The organism is Streptomyces sp. NBC_00237 (assembly GCF_026342435.1).
GTDB lineage: Bacteria > Actinomycetota > Actinomycetes > Streptomycetales > Streptomycetaceae > Streptomyces.
On record NZ_JAPEMT010000002.1, the window covers coordinates 197,472 to 223,162 of the forward strand.

Consider the following 25,691-nt stretch of genomic DNA (forward strand, 5'->3'; position numbering starts at 1 on the left):
CGCGTCCGGCCGGTGTTCCGGTCCGGCGGTCGCCCGGGTGTCGCCCAGGTGGGGGAAATCCGGGCGAAACCCCCGCCCTCGGGGGAGAGATGTCCCCCAGGGGTACCCTTGGGGATTCCACTCGGCCCGCCCGGCGGCCCGCACACCACCTCGTCACGCTGTCGGAGGACCCCTTGCACGTCGGGGTCCGCCCGGACCGGGAAGAGTGGCTCAGGTCACTTGAGAAAAGGCGTAACGAAACAATGCGGGTGCGCGATGACCTGACAGGTGCCGTCGCGCGGCCAAGCCTTCCGACCTGTGGAACGAGGCTGGCTGCGGCCTCGCTCCCGCCATCACACTTGTATTTCTCGCTACGAGAGGCTCTTCGTGTCGCTCAGTCCGTCCCGCCCGTTCCCTCAGGAGATCGCCGAATCGCCGTCCTTGGTCTCGCTCATCGAGCGCGGCCGGGACCAGGGCCACATCAATGGCGACGACGTCCGCCATGCCTTCGAAGCGGACAGCATCCCTGTCGACCAGTGGAAGCGGGTCCTGCGCAGCCTGAACCAGGTCCTCGACGAGGAGGGTGTGACGCTGATGGTGACGGCGGCCGCCGCCGCCAAGCCCGCGAAGGCCGCCAAGCGCGCCCCTCGCAAGGCCGCCGCCTCCGGTGAGGCCAAGCCCGCCGTGAAGCGTGCCGTCGCCAAGAAGGCCGCCCCGGTCAAGAAGACGACGACCGCGGCCAAGGCCGCCGCCGCCGAGGCCCCCTCCGTCGAGGACGACCTCGACGAGACGTCGGCCGCGGACAAGCCCGCTCCGAAGAAGCGCGCCACCAAGAAGACGGCGGCGAAGAAGACCGCCGCCAAGAAGCAGACCGACGAGTGGGCGGGTGACGGCGAGGAGGAGGAAGAGACCCCCAAGCCCGGCACCGCCGGTTACGTCCTGTCCGACGAGGACGAGGACGACGCGCCGCCGCAGCAGGTCGCGGTCGCGGGCGCCACCGCCGACCCGGTCAAGGACTACCTGAAGCTCATCGGCAAGGTGCCGCTGCTCAACGCCGAGCAGGAGGTGGAGCTGGCCAAGCGCATCGAGGCCGGTCTCTTCTCCGAGCACAAGCTCGACGGCGAGGACGGCGAGGCTACGGAGGAGCTGACCCCGCAGTTCCGCCGCGAGCTGGAGATCCTCGTCGAGGACGGCCGCCGCGCCAAGAACCACCTGCTGGAGGCCAACCTCCGCCTCGTGGTGTCTCTGGCGAAGCGTTACACCGGCCGAGGCATGCTGTTCCTGGACCTCATCCAGGAGGGCAACGTCGGTCTGATCCGTGCGGTCGAGAAGTTCGACTACACCAAGGGCTTCAAGTTCTCGACGTACGCGACGTGGTGGATCCGCCAGGCGATCACCCGCGCGATGGCCGACCAGGCGCGCACCATCCGCATCCCGGTGCACATGGTCGAGGTCATCAACAAGCTGGCCCGCGTCCAGCGCCAGATGCTCCAGGACCTGGGCCGCGAGCCCACCCCGGAGGAGCTGGCCAAGGAACTCGACATGACCCCCGAGAAGGTCATCGAGGTCCAGAAGTACGGCCGCGAGCCCATCTCGCTGCACACGCCCCTCGGCGAGGAGGGCGACAGCGAGTTCGGCGACCTCATCGAGGACTCGGAGGCCGTGGTCCCGGCCGACGCCGTCTCCTTCACCTTCCTCCAGGAGCAGCTGCACTCCGTCCTGGACACGCTCTCCGAGCGTGAGGCGGGCGTCGTCTCGATGCGCTTCGGTCTGGCGGACGGCCAGCCGAAGACGCTGGACGAGATCGGCAAGGTCTACGGCGTGACGCGCGAGCGCATCCGCCAGATCGAGTCCAAGACGATGTCCAAGCTGCGTCACCCGTCGCGCTCGCAGGTGCTGCGCGACTACCTGGACTAAACCCCGGACGGGTCCCGGCCCGGCTTTTCGGCCGGGAAGGTCAGGTGCAGCGCCTGGGGCGAGCGATGGATCAGAGTGGGTCGTACGACGACCTGCTGGTCCGCCGCTCGCCCCAGGCGCATGTCTCTCAATGTCACAGCGGGGAGGCGGCGGGTGAACAGTTCCAGGGTGATGCGCAGTTGCGCGCGGCCCAGGTGCGAGCCGGGGCAGCCGTGGACGCCGTGCCCGAAGCCGAGGTGTTTTGCGGGGGCGGTGCGGGTGATGTCGAAGGCGTCGGGGTGGGGGCAGTGCCGGGCGGGGTCGCGGTTGGCGGATCCGTAGGCCACGAACACGGTGGTTCCGGCGGGGAGTTCGGTGCCGGAGAGGGTGACCGTACGGGTGGTGAGCCGTCGGAACCCCTGGATCGGGGTGTCGAAGCGGGCGGCCTCCTCGACGGCGGCCAGGATGCGCCCGGGCTCGGCGCACAGCAGTTCCCACTGGGCGCGGTCGCGCAGCAGGTGGTGCACGGTGCTGCCGATCAGGGCGGTCGTGGTGAGGTGCCCCGCGATCAGCAGATTCTGGAACTGGGAGACGATCTCGGCGCGCTGCTCGCGGGTGAGGTCGCCGCTGCCGGGCATCAGGGCGGCCGTCATGGTGGAGATCAGGTCGTCCTGGGGGTGCGCGCGGCGTTCGCGGATGTAGTTGTCCAGCAGGTGCTGGAGGGTGACGACGTCGCGGGCTGCGGCGACCTGCTCGTCCTCGTCGAGGGGCCGGAAGAGCAGTTCCTCGGCGCGGCGGCTGCCGTGGACGGCGGTGCGGGCGTCCTCCTCGGTGAGGCCGAGGACCCGGCCGATGACACCGCCGGGCAGCTTCTCGGCGTACTCCCCCATCAGCTCGACCCGCCCCCGGCCCGCGAAGGCGTCGACGAGGGCTTCGGCGCGGGCGGTGGCGTACGGGAGGACGGCGTTGAGCCGGGCCACGGAGAGGCCGGTGTTGAGGGGCGCGCGGTAGGTGCGGTGGGCTTCGCCGTCGGTGCTCAGTACGGTACGGAACCCGCCGAGGCCCTTGGCGAACTCGGCGAGGGCAGCGGGGCCCGGGCGGACGTCCGGGCGCAGCGCGTTGGCCGAGGAGAAGTCCTCCGGCCTGCGCAGGACCTCGCGGATGTCGGCGTCACGGGCGACGAGCCAGGCGTCGAACTCGGGCACGAACGTGAGGCCCTCGACTGCGCGGGCGCGGGCGTAGAGAGGGTACGGGTCGCGGTAGAGGGCGTCGAGGTGACGGTGATCGGCTAAGTCCACGGGGCCATGGTGCCCGAGGGGGCTGCGCGGGGGAAGGGGGATCTCGGTCGGGGGCGCGCCGGCGCCCGGGGAACGTGCGCCGACGAGGGCACCTGCCGTCCGGTCGCTTCTCTCTGCGGAGGTGATGTGACGGGGGACGCGTTCTGGGCTCCGGAGGTCGGCATGAGCGGGAGTAGCCCACCTTCGAAGGAATCAAAGAGAGGGAACTGTGAAACACGGACGAACGACCCTGACGGTCCTCATCACGGCACTTCCCGCCGTCGCTTAGCCAAAACACCCATGCCCCCGGCCGGTATTCAGAACCACGTGTTGCCAGTGCCGCGCGGCGAGCGGCCGTCCTTGCGCGCAGCCGAGGGGCGGGGGCGGAGACTCCGGCAGTGGTCCCGGCCGCCCCGGGCCCGGCAAGGCGGTCGGCGGGATGGGTTGTGACGGGGCCATGCCGCTCCACCACGCCCGTGCGGTAGGTTTTGCGTCTCCTTTAACACGCGATCACGGGTACTCGCCCGTGCGCCACTCACCACGGGGACTGAGACTTCTCAATGGAAGACATCGTCAACGGAATCGGCCGTGCCGCCGCCTACGGCGCCCTCGGCGTCGTCCTGCTCACGCTGGGCATTTTCCTGGTGGACGCGCTGACTCCGGGCAAGCTGGGGCGCCAGATCTGGGAGGAGCGCAACCGGAACTGTGCGTTGCTGCTCAGTTCCGCCCTGCTGGGCATCGGCGGGATCGTCTTCACGTCGATCTGGACGACGTACGACGACTTCGGCAAGGGCCTGGTGTCCACGGCCGCCTTCGGCGTGCTGGGCCTGGTGATGATGGCGATCGCGTTCTGGGTGGTCGACGTGGTGACGCCCGGCAAGCTGGGCAAGACGCTCGTGGAGCAGGAACCGCACCCCGCGGTGTGGGTGACGGCATCGTGCAACATCGCGGTGGCAGCGGTGATTTCCGCGTCGATCGCCTAGAGGAGCGGTAGCGCGGCAGTAGTACGGCGGGTTGCGACGGCCTGAGTCCGGAGGGGGTCCCGCCCCTCCGGACTCAGGCCGTCAGGCGTTCCAGGATGCGGTCCATGCCGCTGTTCCAGTTCTCCTTGAGGGCGCGGACGGCGTTCGGCACGTCGCCGCTCACCAGGAATTCGGCGATGCGCTCGTGCTCCTCAGCCGACCGCTCCAGTACGTCCTGGTCGCCGAGCGCGACCTGTTCGTAGCGGTGCATGGTGAGCTTGAGGGACGCGATCAGGTCCATCAGGCGGACGTTGGGGCAGCCGGACAGGAGCAGCGCGTGCCAGGCGTCGTCGTACTGCTCGATGACGTCGTGCCGGGCCTGCGGCGCGGAGAAGGCGCGGGCCTCTTCGAGCAGCTTGGGTGCCAGGGCGGCCAGTTGGGCCGGGTCCGTGGACTCCAGGGCGAGGGATTCGAGAGTCGCGACGATGGTGGTGAGGTCGCGGAACTCCTGAGCGCTCATGGGGGCGAAGCGGAAGCCCTTGCCGCGTTCGCTGGTGATGATCCCTTCGCGCTCCAGCGAGATCAGGGCTTCGCGGAGGGGTGTGCGGCTGACACCGAGTTCGGTGGCGAGGCGGCCCTCGTTGATGGGTTCGTCGGTCGGGATCGTGCCTCGGCCGAGCCGCTTGATCAGCTCCTCCTTGACCTGCTCGCGCAGCGGGCGGTTCTCGATAGGCATGTCGGCGGCCCTTCCCCTCGTCCGGCTCAGATTATCGGCCACCCGGGGTGTGCGAATGCCACGGGTGGCCGGTGGGCGTGCGTGCGTTACGCGGTTCCGCCGCCGTCGACGGGGATGATCGCGCCGCTGAGGAACGAGGAGGCGTCGGAGGCGAGGAAGGCGACGGTCTGCGCGATGTCGCGGGGCTGGCCGATGCGGCCGAGCGGGCGGTCGGCCGCGTCCTCGTAGAACACCTGGGCGCTCTCGCCGAGTTGGCGGGCCTCCTCGGCGAGCATGCCGGTGGCGGTGTCGCCGGGGCAAACGCAGTTGACGCGGATCAGGTCGGGGCCGTGGTCGATGGCCATGGCGCGGGTCATATTGACGACGGCCCCTTTGGAGGCGCAGTACGAGACGGCGCGGGAGCCGCCCGAAATGCCCCATCCGGAGCCGGTGTTGATGATGGAGCCGCCTCCCTCGGCGACCATGCCCGGTATCACGAGGCGCGACATCAGCATGATCGAGCGGACGTTGACGGCCATGACGAGGTCCCAGTCGTCCTCGGTGATCTCGCAGACGGTGGAGCGGCGGATGATTCCGGCGTTGTTGAAGAGGACGTCGACGCCGCCGAGTTCGGTGTGGGCGGTGTGGACGGCTTGCTCGCAGTCGGTGCGCTGCGAGACGTCGCAGTGGACGAAGAGGCCCTCTGCTTCCTTGGCCGTGGCTTCGCCTGCTTCGGTGTCGATGTCGGCGACGACGACGCGGGCGCCGAGTTCGGCGAGGAGGAGGGCCGAGGCGCGGCCGATGCCGGAGGCACCGGCGGTGACGAGGGCGCGCTTGCCGGTGAGGTCGATCATGCGGGGCTCCTTGGGGGGCTTGGGGGTGTCTTGGGTCAGTGGCTGAGCCGGTAGAGGGCGGTGCGGCCTCGGCCGGTGAGGACGGTGAGGTAGCCGGAGAGTTCGGCGTCGAGGGATGCGTCGCCCGTGTCGATGAGGAGCGGGCGGCCGTGGAGGGCGGCGAGCTTGGACTCGGTGGCGAGGACGAGGAGCTTGTCGGGGCCGACGGCTCGGAGGACCTCGGGGGAGATCTGCTGGTTGCCCCGGCCGAGGAGGAAGCCTTGGCCGCCGATGGGGGAAAGGGCGATGAGGGCGGGGTGGTGGTGGGTGAGGGTGAGGAGGTGGGTGGAGGTGAGGTGGGTGGCGGCGGTGCGGTACGGGGGTGGGGCGGGGCTCCTTGCAGGGTGCGGGCGGTGCTGGGGCTGGGCGGGGGCCGATCCGTCAGGTGCGGGCCCCGGGGGTGGGGCGGGGGCGCTCCGGGGTGGGCCCGGAGCGAGGGGGGCCGCCCCCTTGCCCGCCCGTTCCGCCCCCGGGGGGCGGCCCCGCCGCCCAAGGGGACGAGGCGGGCGGAGCTCAACGGGGTTGGGCGGGAGGGACACAGAGGGGCTAGGGGGAGGGCATTTAGGGGCGCGGGGAACTGCGCGGCCAGCCACGACGCACCCGCACGTACCCGCCACACCCTCCACGCACCCGCACGTGCCCGCCGCACCCCCCACGCACCCGCACGTGCCCGCCACGCACCCGCACGTACGGACCCCGCCCTCCCCATCCGCACGGACCAGAGCGCTTACGCCCGTCAGCGGAACCTCCGCGCCGAGCGCCGCCGCCACCGCCTGGGTGGTCGTGCCGGGGCCCAGGATCAGGAACTCGTCCGGAGTCAGCCGGGAGGCCAGCTCCGCCGCGATGCCGCCCACCGCCTCCGGCGGAACCACCGTGCTGCCCGCCTTGCGCTGCTGCACGCGCACCGGAACGTACGGGACCGGCAGCCAGCCGTAGAGGCGGGAGGTCAGGCGGCCGAGCCGGAGTTCGGCCTCGTCGCGGTCCATGACCTCCGCGTCCCGCACCTGCGGGCGGGTCCGCGCGGACGCCCACGTCGCCGCCACCTCCCCCGCCGCACGCGGGTTCACCGCGAAGACCGCCGAGTGCATCTTGACGCCGGTCGGGATGCCGAGGACCGGCACCCCGGCCGCTTCCCCCAGCGCGTCGAGCACGTCCCGGGCCGTACCGTCGCCCCCGGCGAAGAGCAGGAGACCGACGCCCTCCGCCACGAGCGCACGGACGGCCTCGACGGTGTCCCGGGGCCCGGTCGCACCAGTTGCACCGGGTGTACCGGGCGCACCGAGGCGCGACCGGTACACCACCCGCGCCGCCACCGACGCCGTACGCGCAGCCGCCTCCCCCATCGCACCCGACGCCGTCACCAGCTCGAAGTCCCTTGTGCGGCAGGCCAGTTCGGCCAGGGCCGCCGCCGCCCGTTCCCCCGCGCACGGCACGGCCCCCAGCGACAGCGCCCTCCGCTGGACCTCCGTACCGTCGCTGCCTCCGAGCCCCACCCGGCCGCCGAGACCGGCGACCGGGTTGACCACGAGACCGAGCCGGATCACACGCCCAGCACCTTGCGGCGGTAGGTGCGCCAGCTCGGGGACCAGACGGCCGGGTCGTCGAGGGCCTCCGGGCGGACCCGGTGGATGGTGGAGCGGTGCGGTGCGGTGCGTACCGTCTCCGGGTCCTCGTACGCCTCCCGTGCCACCTCGGCGAGGATCGCCGCGTACTCGTCCAGGTCGGTCCGGGAGTACGACTCGGTGGGCTCCAGGGTCATGGGCTCGGGGACGACGTACGGGTGGTGGCTGGTCCAGTAGTGCGTGCCGAAGTCGGCCGCGCGGACGCCGATCTGCTCGCTGTGGATGCCGGTGTCCTCGTTCAGCTGCTCCCAGCTGTAGCGGACCTGCTCGACGCGCGGGCGGCCCTCGGCGTACGGGACGGAGACGCCCCGGATCTGCCGCACCTTGTGGAGGAGGTAGTTGTTGTTGAGGACGGCGGTCTCGGCGACCTCGCGCAGTCCCTCCGCGCCCATGGACATGATCCAGGCGTACGCGCGGACCAGGTTGGGGACGACCCCGTGGTGCGGGCGGATCTTGCCGACCGAGTGCGGGCGGTCCCCGTCCAGCCAGTAGCGTCCGCTCTCCGCGTCGAACTCGGCGGTGGGACGCGGAAGATACGGCGCCAGGGCGTCGGTGACTCCGCAGGCACCGGCCGCCGGGCCGCCGCAGGCGTGCGGGGTGGAGAAGGTCTTGTGCAGGTTGAAGTGGCACAGGTCGAAGCCCGCCTCGCGGGCCCGGGTGATGCCGAGGATGCCGTTGGCGTTGGCCTGGTCGTACGCGGCGAGGCCGCCCGCCGCGTGGACGATGTCGACGAACTCCGCGATGCGGGGGTTGTAGATCCCGGTGTCCTCGGGGTTGGTGATGAGGAGGGCGGCGGTGCGCGGGCCGACGGCGGCCTTCAGCGCCTCGATGTCGGGGTAGCCGTCGGCGTCCGGGTGGAGGGTGATGACCTTGAAGCCCGCCGTCTTCGCGCAGGCCGCGTTCGAGGGGTGGGAGAAGATCGTGGTGATGATCTCGTCACGGGTGCCGGCCTCGCCCCGGTCGGCGAAGTAGCCGCGGATCATGGCGACGTTGGCGTAGATGGCGGCGGAGCCCGCACCGGGCTGGAGGGAGACCCTGTCCATGCCGGAGACCTCCTTCAGGAGGCCCTCCAGCCGGTACAGGATCTCCAGGACTCCCTGCACGGTGGACTCGTCCTGGAGCGGGTGCAGCCCGGCGATCCGCTCGTCGGACACGAAGCGGTCGTTGACCTTCGGGCTGTACTTCATCGTGCACGTGCCCTGGCCCACGTCGACGTTGAGGTCGGCTCCCAGGGTCTCCTGCGAGAGCCGCAGGTAGTGCCGGAGCACCTGCTGCTGGCCGATCTCGGGGAGGGCGGGAGGGGTGCGGCGGCGGAGTGCGGCCGGGATCTCGACCGTCCCGCCAGAATCGCAGCCGCCGAGGGCTTCGGCGATCTCCGGGTCGACGGCGGGGACCAGGACGCCGCGTTCGCCGGGCGAGCCGAGTTCGAAGATCAGCTTCTCGTCCCAGGACGCCTGGTGGAAGCGGCGGAGTGCGGGCTTGTCGGCGATCCGGGCGTCCTCGGGGGCGACGGGGCCTGCGGTGGGGTGGGCGCTCACTTGACGATCTCCTCCAGGGCGGCGGCCAGCTCGTCGATGTCGGCCTTGGTGTGGACTTCGGTGACGCAGAACAGGGCCTGGTCGGGGGCGAGTTCGATGCCGCCGAAGATGCCCCGTTCGAGCAGGTCGGCGTGGATCTCGGCGGTGCCTCGGCCGCCCGTGTACCGGACCGGGAAGTCGGCGAAGTGGACGGCGTCGGCGTGCGGGACCTCGATGCCGGGGATGGCAGCGAGGCGCTGTTTGGCGTACGCGGTGTGGGCGAGGATCGTCTCGCCGATGTCGCGCATGCCCTGCGGGCCCATCAGCGAGAGGTAGACGCCGGCGCCGATGCCGTGCAGGGCGGCTGCGGTGCCGACCCATTCCTTGCCCTCCTCGCGCAGGGCGAAGGAGGTGCGGTCGTACGCGACGTCGCCGAAGCCGTACTCGCCCTCGACGTCGGTGGGGACCAGGCCGAAGAGGCGGGTGGGGTACTCGGAGACGAGGCGTTCGTCGTCGTTCGCGCCGATGAAGCCCGCGTTGCCGCCGCCGTAGCTCATCCGGATGCCGAGGGGCTGGATGTCGCCGCAGGTGAGGTCGGCTCCGTACGAGGAGGGCGGGGCCAGTACGCCGAGCGTCATGGGGTTGCAGCCGACGACGTACAACGCGCCTGCGTCGTGGGCGAGTTGGGCCAGGTCGGGGAGGGTCGGGTCGACGAGGCCGAGCCTGCTGGGGGCCTCCGCGTACAGGGCCGCCACGTCGCCCTGTGCGAGGGCCGCCCGCAGTGCGGCCACGTCGGCGCACCCGGTCGCCGGGTCGGCGGGGACCAGGACCACCTCGTGGTCGGGGCGGACGTAGTCGCGGATCTTGGAGAGCTTGTCGGGGTCGACGTCGCCGCTGATCAGCAGCCTGCGCAGACCCGTGACGCGGCCCGCCATGCGCAGGGCGGTCCCCGCGGCCTGGAAGCCGTCGTAGACGGGTACGTTGACGACGTCCACGTCGAGGAGTTCGGCCATCAGCGACTGGTACTCCCACATCGTCTGGAAGCGGCCGTGGTCCTCGTACGGTTCGCCCGCGTACGCGGTGAGGAATTCAGCGCGGCCCATCACCTCGTCGACGACCGCCGGTACGTGGTGCGGGTAGCAGCCGCCGCCCAGGAAGCTCAGGGTGCGCGAGGCGGGGGTGTTGCGGGCGAGCAACTTCTCCATGTGGCGCACCAGTTGGGCCTCGGAGCGCAGAGGTGCGGGCAGGTCGAGGGAGCGGCGGAGCCGGATCTCCTCGGGGATGTCGGCGTAGAAGTCCTCGACGCTGCTCGCGCCCACGGCTTCCAGCATCGCCTGCCGCACGGCCGGGACCGAGTTCGGGATGTACGGGTGCACGGGGGTCGAGCCCGAAGCGTACGGGTGCACAGGGGCCGGGTCCGTGGCGTACGGGCGATCGGGGGACTTTTCGGGTGGAGTCATGCCGCGCCTCCGCTGGCGAAGAGCTCCCGGAACGGACATCTGGGCCCGACTCCGGGAATTTCAGGGGCAGTTGACGTACAACTCTTGACGCAGCGAGGCGTCATTCAGTGTTCTGTATACAGCATTAGGCATTCCGACGGCAGGAGACAAGGGTGTCAACTCGACCGGGACGACGAGCAGTTCTTGCCACCGGGCTCGCGGCGGGGGCCACGGCCGCGCTCGCGGGCTGCGCCACCGGGGGCACGGGGACGAAGGGCGGACCGGCTCCGGAGGTGAAGAAGGACGACGGGAAGAAGCTCTCGGGCTCGATCACCGTCTGGTCCTGGGACGTCGCGGCGAAGGCTCTCAAGCGGCTGGCCGCCGATTTCCAGCAGAAGAACCCGGGGACCACCGTCACCGTCCGCGACATCGGCTACGACAGCGCCTACGACAAGATCACCGTGGGGCTGAAGAGCGGCTCGGGCCTCCCGGACGTCCTGACCGTCGAGGGCCCCCGCATGGTCACGTACATGGGGAACTTCCCCCAGGGCTTCTACGACCTGACCAAGCTCGCCGGACCTTCCGAGAAGGACTTCGACAAGGCGTCCTGGAAGACGGTGGTCAACCCGCAGGGCAAGGTCGTCGCCCTGCCGTGGGACATCGGCCCGTGCGCGACGTTCTACCGCGGCGACTACTTCCGGGCGGCCGGGATCAAGCCCGAGTCGATCGCCACCTGGGACGACTACGTGAAGGCGGGCGAGCAGCTGAAGAAGCGCACGGGCCGCAAGATGCTCATCCTCGACTCGGTCGAGGACTCCACCTTCGCGATGCTGCTCCAGCAGCAGGGCCAGCACTTCTACGTCGACGGCAAGGTCGCCGTCGACAGCCCCGAGGGTGTGAAGGCGGCGACGCTGCTCAAGACGCTCGCCGACAAGGGCCTGGTCGACTACCAGAAGGGGTGGGACGGTCTGGTCACCGGCACGAAGGAGGGAAAGGCGGCCACCGAGTCGAGCGCCGCGTGGTGGATGGGCACGCTCACCGCCGACGCACCGGAGCTGAAGGGGAAGTTCGGCGTGATGCCGATGCCCGCCTTCACCGCCGGAGGCGTCCGCACCTCGAACCGGGGCGGCTCCGTCCTCGCCGTACCCGGCCAGAGCAAGCACCCCGAACTCGCCTACGCCTTCGTCCAGTTCCTGCTGACGAGTGCGCCCAACCAGGTGTCCATGCTGAAGCAGGAGGGCCTCTTCCCCGCCTACCTCCCCGCGCTGGCCGACCCGTACCTGAGCAGCCCCCAGGAGTACTTCGGCGGGCAGGCCGCACTCAAGGTCTTCGCCGACCTGGCGCCGTCGACGCCGCCGGTCGAGTACACGAAGGACGGAGCGAAGGCGACGGAGATCATGTTCTCGACGATCTCGGGCATCCTGCTGCGCGACAAGGACCCGAAGCAGGCGCTGGAGTCCGCCGCCGCGCAGATCGCAGCGGCCACCGGTCGGCAGCGGATCGCGGGCTGAGCACACCATGGCCGCACCCACGAGTACGCTCCCGCCCGCCCCCGTCGCGGCACCGCCGCCACCGCCCGTGCACCGCAGGCGACGCCACCGGGTGATCCCCTGGGTGTTCGCCGGGCCCGCCGCCGTCCTGTTCATCGTGTTCTTCGCGTACCCGCTGGGCGCGAGCCTCCTCCAGAGCTTCACCGCCGAGCGCGACGGGGCGTCGGTGTGGGTGGGGTTCGACCAGTACCGGCGGATGGCGTCGGACCCGGCGTTCCTGGAGTCCCTGTTCAACGTCGGACTGATCCTCCTCGTCCAGGTACCGCTGATGGTGGTGCTCGCGCTGCTCCTGGCGGGGCTGCTCAACCAGTCGTGGCTGCGGTTCAAGGGCACCTGGCGGGCGCTCTACTTCCTGCCCGCCGTCACCACGCTCGTCGCGTACGCCGTCGTCTTCCAGGTGCTGCTGAAGACGGACGGCGGGCTGGCGAACCAGTTCCTTGCCGTGTTCGGGCTCGGCCCCATCGACTGGCTCAACGACCCGGCCTGGGCCCGGATTTCCCTCATCGCCTCGCTGACCTGGCGGTGGGCCGGGTACAACGCGGTGATCCTGCTCGCCGGACTCCAGGCGATCGGCAAGGAGCAGTACGAGGCCGCCGCACTGGACGGGGCGGGGACCTTCGCCACGTACCGCAGGATCATCGTTCCGCAGCTGCGCCCGGTGATCCTTTTCTGCGCGGTCACCTCCACCATCGGAACCCTCCAACTCTTCGACGAGAACTACGTGTTGACCCGGGGCGGACCCGACAACGCGACCCTCTCCCCCGTGGTCTACCTCTACAAGACCGGCTTCGAGCAGCTCGACTTCGGCTATGCGGCGGCCATCGCGTGGGTGGTCGTGGCGCTGATCGCGGTGCTGTCCATCGCCCAGTACTTCCTGTTCGGACGGGAGAAGCGCCGATGAGCACAGCTCAAGCGGTCGTACGTACGGAAGCCGGCGCGCGGAAGAGCCCGGCGCGGCGGCTGGCGGGGCTGGCCGTCGGGCTGGTCCTGGTGGTCGGCGCGGCGATCAGCCTGGTGCCGTTCATCTGGATGGCGATCGCTTCCACGCACTCCACAGCCGACCTCTTCCGGTCGCCGCCACCGTTCGTTCCGGGCGGTCAACTCCTGGACAACCTCGCCCGGTTGGAGGAGACGATCGGTTTCAGCCGGGTCATGCTCAACAGCGTCGGCATCGCCCTCGTGCACACCGTGCTGAGTGCGCTGATCTCCGCGATGTGCGGGTACGGGCTGGCGAAGTTCCGGTTCCGGGGACGCGGGCTGTTGCTCGGGGTGATCCTGGCGACGATGATGATCCCCTTCCAGGTGCTGCTGGTGCCCCTGTTCCAGATGATGGCGAGTCTGGGCTGGGTCAACACGTACCAGGCGGTGATCCTGCCGTTCCTCGCGAGTTCCTTCGGAATTCTGCTGATGCGACAAGGCTTCCTGGACTTCCCCGACGAGCTCCTGGAGTCGGCGCGGATCGACGGCTCCAGCGAGCTGCGCACCTTCTACACGGTCGTACTGCCCTGTGTGCGGCCGCAGTTGGGGGCACTCGTCATCTTCACCTTCATGAGCGCGTGGAACAGCTTCATCTGGCCGCTGCTCATGCTGAACTCGGAGGACACCTACACCGTGCCCGTGGCACTCAACACCCTGACCGGGCTCTCCCGCGTCGACCATTCCGGGCTGATGCTCGGCTCGCTGCTCGCGACGCTGCCGCTGATGCTCCTCTTCCTGTGCTTCCAGCGGCAGTTCGTCTCCGGACTGCTCGGCGGGGCGGTGAAACAGTGAGCCCGAGCCCCCGCCCCCTGCCCGGCGGCATCCACTACGGCGGCGACTACAACCCCGAACAGTGGCCCGAGGAGACCTGGGCCGAGGACGCCAAGCTGATGCAGGAGGCCGGGGTCACGATGGTGACGGTCGGCGTCTTCTCCTGGGCGAGGATCCAACCCGACTACGCTCAGTGGGAGTTCGACTGGCTCGATCGGTTGATGGACCTGTTCGCCGCGCACGGCATCGGCGTGGACCTGGCGACGGGTACGGCCTCTCCGCCCGTCTGGCTGGTGCGCCTGGACAAGGACGTCCTGCCGGTCACCGCCGACGGGGTGCGTCTCGAATTCGGCTCGCGCCAGCACTACTGCCCCTCCTCCGACGCGTACTACAAGGCCGCCGGGAAGCTGGTCCGCAAGCTGGCCAAGCGGTACGCGAAGCACCCGGCGCTCGCCCTGTGGCACATCAACAACGAGTACGGCGACCACGTCACGGAGTGCTTCTGCCCCGCGTCCGCGCAGCACTTCCGACGCTGGCTCAAGCAGCGCTACTCCACGGTCGATGCGCTCAACCACGCCTGGGGCACCGCCTTCTGGTCCCAGCACTACGCGTCCTTCGGTTACGTCGAGCCTCCCAGAACCGCCCCCGGCCCGGTGAATCCCACCCAGCTGCTCGACTGGCGCAGATTCTGCTCGTACGCGCTCCTGAGGCTGCACCGCATGGAGCGGGAGATCCTGCGCCAGCACTCCCCCGGCATCCCCGCCACGACCAACTTCATGTCGATGATGAAGGAACTCGACTACTGGGAGTGGGCCAAGCACGAGGACGTCGTCTCCGACGACGCCTACCCCGACCCCGCCGACCCGGCGTCCCACGTCGGCGCGGCCCTGAACTACGACCTGATGCGCTCCCTCAAGGGCGGCAAGCCGTGGCTGCTCCTGGAGCAGGCCCCTTCGGGGGTGAGCTGGCGGCCCGTCAACGTCCCCAAACCCCCTGGCCTGCAACGCCTTTGGTCACTCCAGGCGCTCGCCAGGGGCGCCGACGGGATCATGTACTTCCAGTGGCGGCAGTCGCGGGCGGGTGCGGAGAAGTTCCACAGCGCGCTCCTCCCCCACCGGGGAACCGCTTCGCGCGGCTGGCAGGAGACGGTCCGCTTCGGCGCGGAGCTGGGGCGGCTCGCGGAGGTCGCGGGCAGCAGGACCGCCGCGCAGACCGCGATCGTCCTGGACTGGGACTCGTGGTGGGCGCTGGAGGGCACCGACCACCCCTCGGAGCGGATGCGCTGGCGCGACCTGCTGCGGCCCTGGTACGACGCGCTGTACGCGCGCGGCGTCACCGTGGACTTCGTACCGCCGGACGCGGATCTGTCCCCGTACCGGCTGGTGCTGGCCCCGAACCTGTACCTGCTGCGCACCGAGCACGCACAGCGGATGGCCGCGTACGTGCACGAGGGCGGACATCTGGTGTGCGGGCCGTTCAGCGGGGTCGTCGACGAGCACGACCACCTGCACGCCGGGGGTGCGCCGGGGCCGCTGCGGCAGGTGCTCGGGGTGGTCGTCGACGAGTTCTGGCCGATTCCCGACGGGGAGACGGTGCGGGTCGGCGAGGAGGCGCAGGCTTCCCTGTGGAGCGAGTGGCTCGTGCCGGAAGGGGCCGAGACGCTGCTGTCGTACGCCGCCGGAGTGCTCGGAGTGCTCGACGGACTGCCCGCCGTCACCCGGAACTCCTGGGGGCGGGGCAGCGCCCGCTATCTGAGCTGTCACCTGGGCGGCTTCGGTCTCGGTTCCGTGCTCGACGGGGCGCTGACCGAGGCGGAGGTGCTGCCGGTCCTGGACGGCGCGCCGCCCTCGGGGGTCGAGGCCGTACGGCGCGGCCCGTACCTCTTCCTCCTCAACCACACCGACCGGGAGGCCGCGATCCCGGCGCCGCCCGGCACCGACCTGCTGACAGGTGAGCAGGTCGGGGAGCACCTCCGGCTCGGGCCGCTCGGCGCGGCCGTCATCCGTACCACTCCCACGGAAACCGAAAGCTGAAAGGCGACCATGAACTCATCCTCGCGACGCGCCCTCGCGGTGGCCCTCGTCTCCGGCACGCTCCTCGCCGGAATCACGGCGGCCCCCGCCTCCTCGGTACCGCCCAGACCGGTGGACCGCACCGACGCGGCCTCTGCGGACTACGCGAACGTCCTCGACCGGCAGGGCTCGCCCAACGCCGCGTACCCCGACGAGGCGGACGGCCGCAACAACGCGGTGAACGTGTTCGCCGACCGGGGTGCCTGGCACGCGTACGCCCTCCCCAAGACGGGTGACACCGCCGCCTACGGAGGCTTCACCGGTCCCCTGTACATCGCGCAGGAGTACCCCTGGTGGCTGAGCAAGGCGTTCAGCCGTATCCAACTCACCGAGTCCGGCGCGCAGTTGGACCTCACCGCAGGCGGCGCGCCGCGCTTCACCTCGCAGCCGGGCCGGCTCCTCCAGTCGTACGACCTCGGGGGCGGTCTGCGCCTGGACCTGGAACTCCGCTTCTCCTCGCAGCGCACCGCGCTCGTGCGGGCGGAGGTCCGCAACACCGGGCGGCAGACGCGCACGCTCGGCGCGGGCTGGACGGGGTCGCTGCTGCGGCCCCAGGAGGCGCCGATGAAGGACGCCCCGCAGCTGAAGGCGACCGGGCGCGGTGTCGGTGTGGACTTCGCGAAGGTGCGCAAGACCTGGGACTACCTGACCGACGGCACCGAGCGCTTCGAGATCACCCACCGGGAGCCGGTCCTTACGACCGTCGACGGGGACACGTACCGCACCGAAGCGGCCTCCCCCGTCACCCTGAAGCCCGGCCGGAGTCACTCCTTCGACTGGACCGAGTCGTACACCTTCACCGAGGCGGAGCGCGTCAAGGAGGCTCCGGCGGTACGGTCCGCGCTCGCCCGCCCGGACGCGTCGGCCGCGTCCACGGACGCCCGCTGGCGTCGTTATGTCGACTCCGTGACGCGCGGGGTGCCGAAGGCGGACCGGCGTGTCGCGGTGAAGTCGCTCGAAACACTGGTGACCAACTGGCGCGGCGCGGCGGGCAGGTTGACGCACGACGGGATCACACCGTCGATCTCGTACAAGTGGTTCACCGGTGGTCTCTGGGCGTGGGACACCTGGAAGCAGGCGGTGGGCACGGCCCGCTTCGAGCCGTCGCTGGCCCAGGACCAGATCCGGTCGATGTTCGACCACCAGATACGGGCGGACAGCACGACCCGTCCGCAGGACGCCGGGATGCTCCCGGACTGCGTCTTCTACAACGACCCCACGCGGGAGGGCGGCAACTGGAACGAGCGCAACTCCAAGCCGCCGCTGGCCGCGTGGGCGGTGTGGGAGGTGTACGCGAAGTCGGGCGACCGGCGGTTCCTCCGGGAGATGTACCCGAAGCTTCAGGCGTACCAGGCGTGGTGGTACCGCAACCGGGACCACGACGGCAACGGTCTCGCCGAGTACGGGGCGACGCTCGACCCGGCGAACGACTCGCCCGAGGAGCAGCTCGTCGCGGCGGCCTGGGAGAGCGGCATGGACAACGCGCCGCGCTTCGACGCGGCGCTCGGCTCGGCGGTCGTCGCCAACAAGGGGGCCGACGGGAAGGTCACCGGGTACTCCGTCAACCAGGAGTCGGTGGACCTGAACGCCTATCTCGCGGCCGATCAGGGCTACTTGGCGAAGATCGCCCGGGTGCTGGGCGCGTCCGGCGAGGCGCGGGCCTGGGAGAAGAGGTCCCGGGCGACGCACGCCGCCGTGCGGGAGCGGATGTACGACCCGGCGACGGGGTGGTTCCACGACAAGGCGCTGGGCGGTGACCAGTTGCTGACCGCACGCGGGCGGGGCATCGAGGGCGCGGTGCCGCTGTGGTCGGGGACGGCGTCGAAGGCACAGGCGCAGGCGGTGCGGGGGAAGCTGAACGACCCCCAGGAGTTCGCCACGAAGGTGCCGTTCCCGACGGTGGCGAAGAGTTCGCCGTACTTCCAGTCGACGAAGTACTGGCGCGGTCCGGTCTGGCTGGACCAGGCGTACTTCGCGCTGGGCGGTCTTCGCCGGTACGGGTACGACGCGGACGCGGACGCGTTGACCGGGCAACTCCTCGCACATGCGGGCGGTTTGAAGGGGCAGGGGCCCATCATGGAGAACTACGACCCGCTCACCGGGGCCCCGCTGAACTCCACCAACTTCAGCTGGTCCGCGGCTCTCCTGCTCCCGATGTTGACGCGGGAGAAGTAGCCCTTCGGCGCGGAACACGCGCCGTGACGGCCCGTTCGTCCCTTCGGGGGCGGGCGGGCCGTCGTGCTTCCCCGGCAACCCGTCGCGCTTTCCCGGCAGCCCGTCGCGCGTTATCAAGCCCCACGGGTCACCGTCCCACGCTCGCGGAACATTCCCTCCATCCAGTGACTCCCCGCACACAACCGAGCGCCGAACGTGCAAAGTCGGTGAGTCTATGCCTGGGACGACGATCGGTGCAGGGGCTTGGCACAACCGGCCGACGCCCTCACGCGAGCGGGCTAAGCTCGCTGCGCAACAACCGAGTTGATGTGTATTCATCCACTTGTTCCCCTAGGTCGTACTTGTTTGAAAACGTCCCCCAATCACCGCCAGAGGCTCTCCATGGTTCGGGTTGAATCCCCCCCTCGTCAGACAGCACATCAGGCACGACAGGCGACACATCAGGCGCACGCGACACAACAGCGGCAGTCCTTCCCGGTCCAGCCGATCGCCCTGGCCGTCGTCCTGACGGTCGCGGCCACGGTGGGTGCGGCGGTGTACGTCGGCGAAGCCGCCCGGATACCCGTCGTCTGGGCCGGAGCCCTGGCGACGCTGGTCGTCGCCGTCCTCATGGGTGAAATCGTGCGGCGCGGAAGGGCGTTGCGCGTCGCGCACGCCGACCACGCGGCGCGCGTCGTCCAGCTGGAACGACGGCTGGCCGACCACGACGACGAGACCGTACGGCTGGCCAAGGAGCTCATGCCCGCCGCGATCCGGCGGCTGCGCTCCAGCGAGTCGCCCGCCGAGGTGATGCGGGACGTCGTCGACGCGGACGAGCGCTACCGGGATCTGCCGTACGCACAGCGCGAGTTGCTGCGCAAGGTGCTCGACATCATCGACCTCGAAGAGGCCCGTCGAGAGTCCGCGCAGCGCGCGTTCGTCAACATCGCGCGCCGTGTGCAGGCCATCGTCCACCAGCAGGCGAGCGAACTGCGGCAGATGGAGGAGGACCACGGACGCAACCCGGAGGTCTTCGACGACCTGCTGCGCATCGACCACGGCACCGCCCTGATCGGCCGTCTCGCCGACTCCATCTCGGTGCTCGGCGGCGCGCGGCCCTCACGCCAGTGGCCGCGTCCCGTACCGCTGTTCAGCGTGCTGCGCGGCGCGATGTCGCGCATCCTGGAGTACCGGCGCGTCGATCTGCACTCGATCGCCAAGGTCGCCATCATCGGCACCGCCGTCGAGCCGCTCATCCACGCCTGCGCGGAACTCCTCGACAACGCCACCCGTTACTCGCCGCCGCAGACCCGGGTGCACGTCACCGCGGTCGAGGTGCAGACCGGCATCGCCATCGAGATCGAGGACGGCGGCGTCAGCCTCAGCGAGGAGGCCCGGGGCCGGGCCGAGAACATGCTCGCCGAGGCACAGGCGGGCATCGACCTGAACCAGCTCGGCGACACGCCCCGCCTCGGCATGGCAGTCGTCGGACGGATCTCCCAGATGTACAACCTGCAGGTCTCGCTGCGGCAGTCCGCGTACGGCGGGGTGCGGGCGGTGCTGATCGTTCCGCGCGACATCGTCACCACAGGACCCGCCCCCGGCATCGCCCACGGCATCGGCGCCTCCGCCGTTCCGCGCGGCGGCACGAGCGGCGGCATGACGCCCGAAGAGGCCCGCGCCCCCCAGCGCAAGCCCCGTCCCGCCGCCAGGCCGACGCCGCCGACGCCCGCCCCGGCGCCGGTCGCACCGCCTCGGCCGGTACCGATGTCGGCCATGGAGGACGACGTTCCGGTGGTCACCGAATGGACCGAGAACGGGCTGCCGCAACGACGCAGCCGGGGCCGCGCGCCCCTCGGCTCCCACAACCTTCCCGCGCAGGAGCGCCAGGCAGCGGCCGAGGCAGCGGCGGCAGCCGCGGCGGCCGGTCTGGCTCCCGTCAAGGAGGAACCCGAGCCGGGCATCTGGCTCGAAGCATTCACGAAGGCGGCCAACGGAGTGCCGCTGGACCCGCCGGCCGAGGCGGACGGCCCGCCCACGCACCAGGCCGACGGCACACACGACAACACGTGGGACAAGGGAGATCTGAAGTGATCCAGCAGCGGGCCAACTTGGACTGGATTCTGAAGGACCTGGCCACCGGGGTACCGGGCATCCACCAGATCGTGGTGCTCTCCTCGGACGGACTGCGCATCGCCCGGCACGGCGGCGACCCCGACGCCGCCGACCGCCTCGCCGCCGCCTGCGCCGGGCTCCAGAGCCTGGCCTCGGCCGTCGCCGCCGAGATCCCGGACAGCGACGGCCGGATGCGGATGGTCGTCATCGAGATCGACGGCGGCTTCTTCTATCTGATGGCGGCGGGTGCGGGGGCCTACCTCGCGGTCCTCGCCGACGAAACGGTGGACGCCGGAATGGTGGGTGCCCGAATGCGCGACCTGGTCGTACGGATCGGAGCTCACCTGACCAGTCCGCCCCGGCACGACGGGCACCACGGATGAAGTCACCCCGCCGCGAACGCCGAGAGAAGCTGCCCGCTCCCCCTTCGCCGTCCCCCGAACCGGGGTCGGCGAAGGGGGATCCGGAGCGGCTGTACGTCATCACCGGCGGCCCGGACGGCGGGGAGCGAGCCGCGCTCGACCTGGTCACCATGGTCGTCGCCTGTTCCACCCCGTCGCCCACGGTGCAGCCCGAGCAGGCCGCGATCCTGCGGCTGTGCCGGGCGCCACTGTCGGTGGCGGAGATCTCCGCGTACCTGCGCCTGCCCTTCAGCGTGGTCACCTCGCTGCTGACCGACCTCCTCGCTACCGAACTGGTCGAATCGCGCGCCCCGATCGTGCGTGCCGTACTCCCCGACCGGTCCCTTCTCGAAGCGGTGATGCATGGACTTCAAAGGCTCTGACACCATCACGGGCCCCCGTACCGAGGACGTACTGCCCAGCACTGCCACCGCCGCGGTGAAGGTGGTGATCGTCGGCGGTTTCGGCGTCGGAAAGACGACGATGGTCGGCGCGGTCAGCGAGATCCGCCCGCTGACCACCGAAGAGACGATGACGCAGGCCAGCATCGGCGTCGACGACAACTCACGGATCGAGGGCAAGACGGCGACGACCGTCGCCATGGACTTCGGCCGGATCAGCATCAGCGAGCAGCTGATCCTGTACTTGTTCGGCACGCCCGGCCAGGAGCGCTTCTGGTTCCTGTGGAACGGCCTGTTCGAGGGCGCGCTGGGCGCGGTCGTCCTGGTCGACACCCGGCGGCTGGAAGTCAGCTTCGACGTGATCGGGCGGCTGGAGGAGCGCGGGGTGCCGTTCGTGGTGGCCGTGAACACCTTCCCGGACGCGCCGAGTCACCCGATGGAGGCGCTGCGACACGCACTGGACCTGCCCGACGAGGTGCCGATGGTCAACTGCGACGCCCGGCTGCGGGCGTCCAGCCGCGACGTGCTGATGACGCTCATGAACTATCTGCACGCGCTGGCCCTCCAGCGGTCCTGACCGCCGCGCCGCGGCCCAGGCGGCCTTCGAGCCCTCCTTCGGGGCCGCCTCCCCGACTTCCCGATCCCTTCCTGGAGTTGCTATGACTTCCCCCTTCGATCCCTCCCCCGTGCCGCCGCCCGAATGCCCGGCGCACACCGCGGGTGCCACGGGTTCCGAGATCAGCGAGATCGGCCCCGGCGGGCTGCGCAGGCTGTACGGCCCGGCGCACGAGAAGGACCCGATGGGTCTGTACGAGAAGCTGCGCGCCGAGCACGGACCGGTGGCCCCCGTCCTCCTCAACGGGGACGTCCCGGCCTGGCTGGTGCTGGGCCACAGCGAGAACCTGCACATGACGCGCACCCCGTCGCTGTACTCCCGCGACTCGCGCCGCTGGCGGCTGCTGCAGGACGGCACCGTCACCATGAACAACCCGCTCGCGCCGATCTTCGCGTACCAGCCGATCTGCGTGTTCAAGGACGGCGCCGACCACGAGCGCCAGCGCGGTGCGGTCACCGACTCCATCTCCCGGATCGACCACCGGGGCGTGCGCCGCTTCATCAACCGGTTCAGTAACCGGCTGGTCAACGACTTCTGCCAGGACGGGCGCGCCGACCTGGTGAGCCAGTTCGCCGAGCACCTGCCGATGATGGTGATGTGCCAGATCATCGGCATGCCCGAGGAGTACGACGAGCGCCTCGTGCAGGCCGCCCGCGACATGATCAAGGGCACCGAGACCGCCATCGCCAGCAACGAGTACGTGATGGCGGCGCTGACCCGTCTCGTGGTGCGCCGCCGGGCGGAGCCCGAGGAGGACTTCGCGTCCTGGCTGGTGCACCACCCGGCCGGGCTCACCGACGACGAGGCGGCCCAGCACCTGCGCCTGGTGCTCATCGCCGCGTACGAGACGACCGCCAACCTCATCGCCAACGTACTGCGCATGATGCTCACCGACCCGCGTTTCCGCGCCCAGCTCAGCGGCGGGCACATGACGCTGCCGGAGGCCGTGGAGCAGACCCTGTGGGACGAGCCCCCGTTCACCAGCATCCTGGGCCGCTGGGCGGCAGGTGACTCCGAACTCGGCGGGCAGAAGATCAAGGCGGGCGACGCCCTGATCATCGGCATCGCCCCCGCCAACGTCGACCCGGTGGTGCGTCCCGAGCCGACCGCCTCCATGCAGGGCAACCGCTCCCACCTGGCGTTCAGCGGCGGCCCGCACGAGTGCCCCGGCCAGGACATTGGGCGTGCCATCGCCGACACCGGCGTCGACGCGCTGCTGATGCGTCTGCCCGACCTGCAACTCTCCGTGGAGGAGAGCGAGTTGCGCTGGAAGGGTTCCCTGATGACTCGTCACCTGATCGAGCTTCCGGTGTCGTTCGCCTCGCGTCCGCCGCAGGAGGTAACCGGCCCCACCACTCCTGCGCAGCGCGGCGCGCCGTCCCGGGACTGGCAGGTCGAGACACAGCGGGCGGACGCTCCCGCGTCCGCGGCGGTCCCGCAGCCGGTGCCTCAGGCGCCCCAGGCGGCACCGCCTGCCGTCGCGATTCCGGCGCAGCGGCGGGGGGCGGCACCCGTGCGGGCGTGGCGCAAGCTCGTCACGTGGTGGCGGGGGTACTGAGCGGGGCGTCATGCGGCGTGCCGGACGGCTTCCGCGCGTTCCTCGACGAGGTGGTCCCACCACCAGGAGATGGTCGGCAGCGGCAGCGCGTCGGCGCTGTCGTCGGCCGGGCGGTGCTTCCACCAGCCGACCGGCTTGGCGAGCGGGGTCACCACCTGGGCGGGCACGCGGTAGCGGGGGCAGCGGGCCGCCCAGTCCAGGTGACCGCGTACGAACTGACCCAAGTCGTGTACGTAGCGCCGCAGTTCGGCCCCGCCGTCCTGGAGCACCTGGTCGCGCAGACGCAGGAAGAGCACCATGACGCGGTCGCGCATGGCGACGGCGTACTGGAGGGCCTCGGCGGGTCCGCAGCCCAGTTCGTGGCACAGGACGTCGATCAGGTTGAGGTCGTCGTCGGCGCGCAGGAGTTCCTTGTTGCGCGAGTAGAGGTCGTTGTCCCAGCTGACGAGGGTCCAGGTGATCTCGGTGAGGGCCCGTACGCGGGGGTCCTCCAGGTCCTCGTCGGGGACGGAGTAGCCCGCGACTATCTCCATCATCGCCGTGGAGGGGGCCATTCCGATGGCCCGCATCCACAGGGTGACGTAGTCGTTCACGGAGGGCTGGCCGGGGCTGCGGCGGCACTCCGCCTCCCAGACCAGGCCCGAGGTGTAGACGCGCATGGCGTCGACCCAGCGGCGGATCTGGCGCGGCGTGGCGTAGCGCTCCAGCTCGATCCGCAGGTCGCGCAGCACGGCGGCGTGCCGGGACTCGCCGGGGACCGGATCGCCGGGGGCTTCGACGGCCCGCATGATGAGGCCGACCTCCCGGGCGAGCTCGCCGGCCGTCGGCCGAGCCTCGTCGCAGACGCCGTCGTCGAGGGAGAAGAGGACGGCGTGGAGCTTCGCCATCAGGGTGAGGGGGGCGAGTTTGCCGTAGGGCATGGTGAAGGCGGTGAGTCCGCCGAAGTCGCAGCGCGCGAGCCGGGCGCGCTGGTCCTCGTCGGTATCGAGGTTCTGCCGGAACATCCAGTCGACGGTCAGCTCGTCCAGCACTCCTGCCGCCGGGTGCGCCGCTGGAGTCACGGGGCAGTAGAAGGGCACGTGCGGCAGAGGCTGAACAAGCCGGTGATCCGAAGCGACGTTCATGGGAAATCCCCCTGGAGTCCAGGTTTCAACGTGCAGTGCGGTGTTCTGTTCTGTGCTGGGGCCTATATGCCCATGTCCGATCGTCAATAACGATGCAACTGCCCACCACCTGAAGCATGTTGAGCGCGGAGTGTCCGGGGCTGTCGGTCCGCCGGTTCACGGGCCCGGCGCACGCTGTGGATGATCTCCAGGGGGCACACGTGGCCATCGGGACGGATCTTTACGCGCACACCCCTTGCCATCGCGAGGCTTCGAGGTGCCGAATCCGGGATTCCGCACGACGGGGGCGCGGGGCGGCACGAAAACGGTCCGCATATTGCGCAGGCGGTCACAGACGGCTCCCATGTGGCCGAATACCGCCTTGCTGCGGGCCGGATGTTCGAAATGTTCGGCCCCTTACACGCGCGGACCCACGCTGTCGTACGCCTCTCTTCGCGCCGCGAGCGCCGGGCCCGGCGCGTCCCGGGGCGGGCGGCGGCGTTCGAATCGCTTCGGACGTGCGCGAGGGGAACACCGGGGCGGCGCGCGCGGCGCGCCGCTGCGGGGTGTCAACAACCGGGCCGGTTTCTCCCGGGCGTGTCAGCCTGTTCCGAACCAGGTCTCGGAGACCGATTCCCACGTCGGCTCGGGTGGCGCGGGCAGTTCGCGGAAGTACCAGGGCAGGTTCGCGTAGACGTGCAGCAGGGTGTACGCGAGGAGCTGGCGCGGGTCGAAGGACCGGCCGTACTCCTTCTGGAAGCGGGCCATCAGACCCGGCTCGCCCTTGGTGAGGAAGAGGCCGACGCCGACCAGGTCGTAGGCCCGGTCGCCGAACATCGCGGGCTCGAAGTCGAAGAGTCCGGTGAGCCGCCAGATGTGCGGGTCGACCACGAAGTGCTGGCGCATCGGCTCGGTGTGCAGCAGGACGCGGGGCGGGTCGGCGGGCAGCTCGACCGAGTCGAGGAAGCCCGCGATCTGCTCCGTCCACGCCTCGGGAAGGCCGCACGAGCGCTGCCGCTCGACCGCTCCGGCGCGCTGGCGCAGGAGGAAGTCGCCCCAGTCGGCGGGGCCGAGGGTGTCCGCGAGGGGGCCGGGGTCCAGGGCGTGCAGGGTGGCGAGGGCGGCCGCGGCCTCGCCGACGACGCTCTGGCGCGCGTCGGCCGGGATGCGGGGCCAGGCCCGGGCGAGGTCCTCACCGGGGAGGCGGGACATCAGGACGTACCGCCAGCCGTTCTCGTACGCGCCGGTGGCGTGGAGTTCGGGGGTGGGGACGGGCAGCCGCCCCTGGAGATGGGCGAGCACGCGGCTCTCCGTGACGGCGTCCGAGGCGTCGACGCCGGGGAAGAGCTTGAGCACGTGGTCGTCGCCGACGGCGTAGACGGGCTGCGAGCCTTCGGTGAAGCGGACGAGGGGCGCTCCGCCGAGGCCCAGCCGGGTACAGAGGTCCGCGGCTCCGGGGCGTACGACCGCGTCGTCGGGAACGACGGCGTCCCACTCTTCTTCCGTGTTCACCTCGGGCAGCATGACGCGGAGATTAAGCAGATGATCCGCACGGCTGCAATCGATTTGGGGGCGGGCTGCGCTAGGCTGCGGGACGTTCACGCCAGGTTTGCCCCATTTTGGGGATCCGATTCGTACCGTTTCGGCCCGTACCGTTTCGGTTTGCTTCCTG

General features: G+C 70.5%; 20 protein-coding genes. 12 read left to right on the forward strand and 8 right to left on the reverse strand.

Going from position 1 to position 25,691, the window contains the following annotated elements; translation table 11 throughout:
* The first annotated feature begins 366 nt into the window (after positions 1 to 366).
* Complete coding sequence (locus OG897_RS15240) at positions 367 to 1,896, forward strand: RNA polymerase sigma factor (RefSeq protein WP_266657105.1); 1,530 nt, start codon at positions 367 to 369, stop codon at positions 1,894 to 1,896.
* On the opposite strand, the gene OG897_RS15245 is transcribed toward OG897_RS15240, so the two are convergent.
* Complete coding sequence (locus OG897_RS15245) at positions 1,893 to 3,173, reverse strand: cytochrome P450 (RefSeq protein ID WP_266657107.1); 1,281 nt, start codon at positions 3,171 to 3,173, stop codon at positions 1,893 to 1,895. The two genes, OG897_RS15240 and OG897_RS15245, sit on opposite strands and share 4 nt — an antisense overlap.
* Before the next feature lie 539 nt (positions 3,174 to 3,712).
* On the opposite strand from OG897_RS15245, the gene OG897_RS15250 reads away from it, so the two are divergent.
* On the forward strand, positions 3,713 to 4,135 hold the full coding sequence (locus OG897_RS15250; protein WP_266657109.1) for a DUF350 domain-containing protein: 423 nt from the start codon (positions 3,713 to 3,715) through the stop codon (positions 4,133 to 4,135).
* A gap of 73 nt (positions 4,136 to 4,208) precedes the next feature.
* Here OG897_RS15250 and OG897_RS15255 read toward each other — a convergent pair whose 3' ends face one another.
* The 5 genes from OG897_RS15255 to gcvPA form a co-directional block, all read right to left on the reverse strand.
* Positions 4,209 to 4,850, reverse strand: coding sequence for a GntR family transcriptional regulator (locus OG897_RS15255; protein ID WP_266657111.1), 642 nt, complete (start codon positions 4,848 to 4,850; stop codon positions 4,209 to 4,211).
* Positions 4,851 to 4,936: 86 nt separating this feature from the next.
* Entirely contained in the window at positions 4,937 to 5,683 is a 747-nt protein-coding gene (locus OG897_RS15260; protein ID WP_266657113.1) for an SDR family NAD(P)-dependent oxidoreductase, read from the reverse strand.
* A gap of 35 nt (positions 5,684 to 5,718) precedes the next feature.
* Positions 5,719 to 7,266 (reverse strand): ATP-NAD kinase family protein, encoded by a 1,548-nt coding sequence (locus tag OG897_RS15265; RefSeq protein WP_266657115.1) that lies wholly within the window; start codon positions 7,264 to 7,266, stop codon positions 5,719 to 5,721.
* Positions 7,263 to 8,882, reverse strand: a complete 1,620-nt coding sequence (gene gcvPB / locus OG897_RS15270; RefSeq protein ID WP_266657117.1) for an aminomethyl-transferring glycine dehydrogenase subunit GcvPB — start codon at positions 8,880 to 8,882, stop codon at positions 7,263 to 7,265. The genes OG897_RS15265 and gcvPB overlap by 4 nt, the downstream gene beginning before the upstream one ends.
* Positions 8,879 to 10,321, reverse strand: coding sequence for an aminomethyl-transferring glycine dehydrogenase subunit GcvPA (gcvPA, locus tag OG897_RS15275; RefSeq protein ID WP_266657119.1), 1,443 nt, complete (start codon positions 10,319 to 10,321; stop codon positions 8,879 to 8,881). Before gcvPA ends, gcvPB begins: the two co-directional genes overlap by 4 nt.
* 152 nt (positions 10,322 to 10,473) lie before the next feature.
* Here gcvPA and OG897_RS15280 point away from each other — a divergent pair, with 152 nt between their 5' ends.
* The 10 genes from OG897_RS15280 (at position 10,474) to OG897_RS15325 (ending at position 22,916) form a co-directional block, all read left to right on the forward strand.
* Positions 10,474 to 11,811, forward strand: coding sequence for an ABC transporter substrate-binding protein (locus OG897_RS15280; protein WP_266657121.1), 1,338 nt, complete (start codon positions 10,474 to 10,476; stop codon positions 11,809 to 11,811).
* A gap of 7 nt (positions 11,812 to 11,818) precedes the next feature.
* Positions 11,819 to 12,751, forward strand: coding sequence for a carbohydrate ABC transporter permease (locus OG897_RS15285; protein WP_266657123.1), 933 nt, complete (start codon positions 11,819 to 11,821; stop codon positions 12,749 to 12,751).
* The gene (locus OG897_RS15290; RefSeq protein ID WP_266657125.1) at positions 12,748 to 13,620 is read left to right on the forward strand and encodes a carbohydrate ABC transporter permease; all 873 of its coding nucleotides are present in this window, start codon (positions 12,748 to 12,750) and stop codon (positions 13,618 to 13,620) included. Before OG897_RS15285 ends, OG897_RS15290 begins: the two co-directional genes overlap by 4 nt.
* Entirely contained in the window at positions 13,617 to 15,632 is a 2,016-nt protein-coding gene (locus OG897_RS15295) for a beta-galactosidase (RefSeq protein WP_266657127.1), read from the forward strand. Before OG897_RS15290 ends, OG897_RS15295 begins: the two co-directional genes overlap by 4 nt.
* Positions 15,633 to 15,641: 9 nt before the next feature.
* Positions 15,642 to 17,846 carry a trehalase family glycosidase gene (locus tag OG897_RS15300; protein ID WP_266657129.1) on the forward strand — a complete coding sequence of 735 codons (2,205 nt, stop codon included), beginning with the start codon at positions 15,642 to 15,644 and terminating at the stop codon, positions 17,844 to 17,846.
* 381 nt (positions 17,847 to 18,227) lie between these two features.
* Positions 18,228 to 19,919, forward strand: a complete 1,692-nt coding sequence (locus OG897_RS15305) for an ATP-binding protein (protein WP_266657131.1) — start codon at positions 18,228 to 18,230, stop codon at positions 19,917 to 19,919.
* The gene (locus OG897_RS15310) at positions 19,916 to 20,323 is read left to right on the forward strand and encodes a roadblock/LC7 domain-containing protein (RefSeq protein WP_266657133.1); all 408 of its coding nucleotides are present in this window, start codon (positions 19,916 to 19,918) and stop codon (positions 20,321 to 20,323) included. The genes OG897_RS15305 and OG897_RS15310 overlap by 4 nt, the downstream gene beginning before the upstream one ends.
* On the forward strand, positions 20,320 to 20,724 hold the full coding sequence (locus OG897_RS15315; RefSeq protein WP_266657135.1) for a DUF742 domain-containing protein: 405 nt from the start codon (positions 20,320 to 20,322) through the stop codon (positions 20,722 to 20,724). The genes OG897_RS15310 and OG897_RS15315 overlap by 4 nt, the downstream gene beginning before the upstream one ends.
* Entirely contained in the window at positions 20,705 to 21,319 is a 615-nt protein-coding gene (locus OG897_RS15320; RefSeq protein ID WP_266657137.1) for an ATP/GTP-binding protein, read from the forward strand. The genes OG897_RS15315 and OG897_RS15320 overlap by 20 nt, the downstream gene beginning before the upstream one ends.
* Before the next feature lie 82 nt (positions 21,320 to 21,401).
* Positions 21,402 to 22,916, forward strand: coding sequence for a cytochrome P450 (locus tag OG897_RS15325; RefSeq protein ID WP_266657139.1), 1,515 nt, complete (start codon positions 21,402 to 21,404; stop codon positions 22,914 to 22,916).
* A gap of 8 nt (positions 22,917 to 22,924) precedes the next feature.
* Here OG897_RS15325 and OG897_RS15330 read toward each other — a convergent pair whose 3' ends face one another.
* Positions 22,925 to 24,040 carry a terpene synthase family protein gene (locus tag OG897_RS15330; RefSeq protein WP_266657141.1) on the reverse strand — a complete coding sequence of 372 codons (1,116 nt, stop codon included), beginning with the start codon at positions 24,038 to 24,040 and terminating at the stop codon, positions 22,925 to 22,927.
* 579 nt (positions 24,041 to 24,619) lie between these two features.
* On the reverse strand, positions 24,620 to 25,543 hold the full coding sequence (locus tag OG897_RS15335; protein ID WP_266657143.1) for an aminoglycoside phosphotransferase family protein: 924 nt from the start codon (positions 25,541 to 25,543) through the stop codon (positions 24,620 to 24,622).
* Between the last annotated feature and the right edge of the window lie 148 nt (positions 25,544 to 25,691).